At 65.0% G+C, this 1676-nt stretch carries 1 pseudogene; it reads left to right on the forward strand.

What is annotated here, in order from left to right:
- Positions 1 to 1676, forward strand: a pseudogene (locus tag FNH21_RS16705) (hypothetical protein); the annotation flags it as partial.

Raw genomic sequence — 1676 nt, forward strand, 5'->3', positions numbered from 1 at the left:
GTTTATGATCCGTCGATCACCCTGGATCCGGCGACTGTCGTTGCTGGGGGCAGCACGGTGGTCGCGGGTGAGGGCTTCGCCAACGGTGAGACCGTCACGGTCTCGATCCCTGGCGCTGTTGAGGGCGGTGATCCGATCACGGTCGAGGTCATCGCCGGTGATGACGGATCGTTCGCGGTTGCTCTGCCGATCCCGGCTGGTTACCCGACCGGTGCGGTCGACGTGACTGTTGTCGGCGATGTCTCCGACACACCTGTGGTGGAGGAACTCGTCGTTCAGGCTCCCGCGGTTGTCTATGATCCGTCGATCACCCTGGATCCGGCGACCGTCGTCACCGGCGGTTCCACGGTCGTCACGGGTGAGGGCTTCGCCAACGGTGAGACGGTCACGGTGTCTATCCCCGGTATCAACGGCGGGAACCCGATCACTGTAGAGGTCCTCGCCGGTGATGACGGGACCTTCGAGGCGACCCTGCCCGTCCCCGCCGGTTACCCGGTGGGTGCGGTGGAGGTTTCGGCTTCGGGTCCGGTGTCGGACATGGTGGCGACCGCTGAACTCGCCGTTGAGGCACCTGCAGTTGTTTATGATCCGTCGGTCACTCTGGATCCGGCGACTGTCGTCGCGGGTGGCAGCACGGTGGTCTCGGGTGAGGGCTTTGCCAACGGTGAGACCGTCACGGTCTCGATCCCTGGTGCTGTTGAGGGCGATGATCCGATCACGGTCGAGGTCCTCGCGGGCGACGACGGATCGTTCGAGGTTGCGCTGCCGATCCCGGCCGGCTACCCGACCGGTGCGGTCGATGTGACTGTTGTGGGCGATATCTCCGATATCCCTGTGGTGGAGGAACTGGTCATCGAGGCTCCCGCGGTTGTCTATGATCCGTCGATCACCCTGGATCCGGCGACTATCGTCGCCGGTGGTTCCACGGTGGTGGCGGGTGAGGGCTTCGCCAACGGTGAGACGGTCACGGTGTCTATCCCTGGTGCTGTTGAGGGCGATGATCCGATCACGGTCGAGGTCATCGCCGGTGATGACGGGACCTTCGAGGCGACCCTGCCCGTCCCTGCCGGTTACCCGACCGGTGCGGTCGACGTGACTGTTGTGGGCGACATCTCCGACACCCCCGTGGTGGAAGAACTGGTCATCGAGGCTCCCGCGGTCACTTATGATCCGTCGATCGTCCTGGATCCGGCGACTGTCGTCGCGGGTGGCAGCACGGTGGTCTCGGGTGAGGGCTTCGCCAACGGTGAAACGGTCACGGTCTCGATCCCCGGCGCTGTTGAGGGCGACGATCCGATCACGGTCGAGGTCATCGCCGGCGACGACGGAACCTTCGAAGTGACCCTGCCGATCCCGGCCGGCTACCCCGCTGGTCCGGTCGACGTGACTGTCCTGGGCGACATCTCCGACACCCCTGTGGTGGAAGAGCTCACGGTCGAGGCTCCCGCGGTTGTTTATGATCCGTCGATCACCCTGGATCCGGCGACTGTTGTCGCCGGGGGGAGCACGGTGGTGACGGGTGAGGGCTTCGCCAACGGTGAAACGGTCGCGGTGTCGATCCCTGGTGCTGTTGAGGGCGATGATCCGATCTTGGTCGAGGTCATCGCCGGTGATGACGGATCGTTCGAAGCGACCCTGCCAGTCCCGGCCGACTACCCCGCTGGTCCGGTCGACGT

This window comes from Arthrobacter bussei, assembly GCF_009377195.2.
GTDB lineage: Bacteria > Actinomycetota > Actinomycetes > Actinomycetales > Micrococcaceae > Arthrobacter_D > Arthrobacter_D bussei.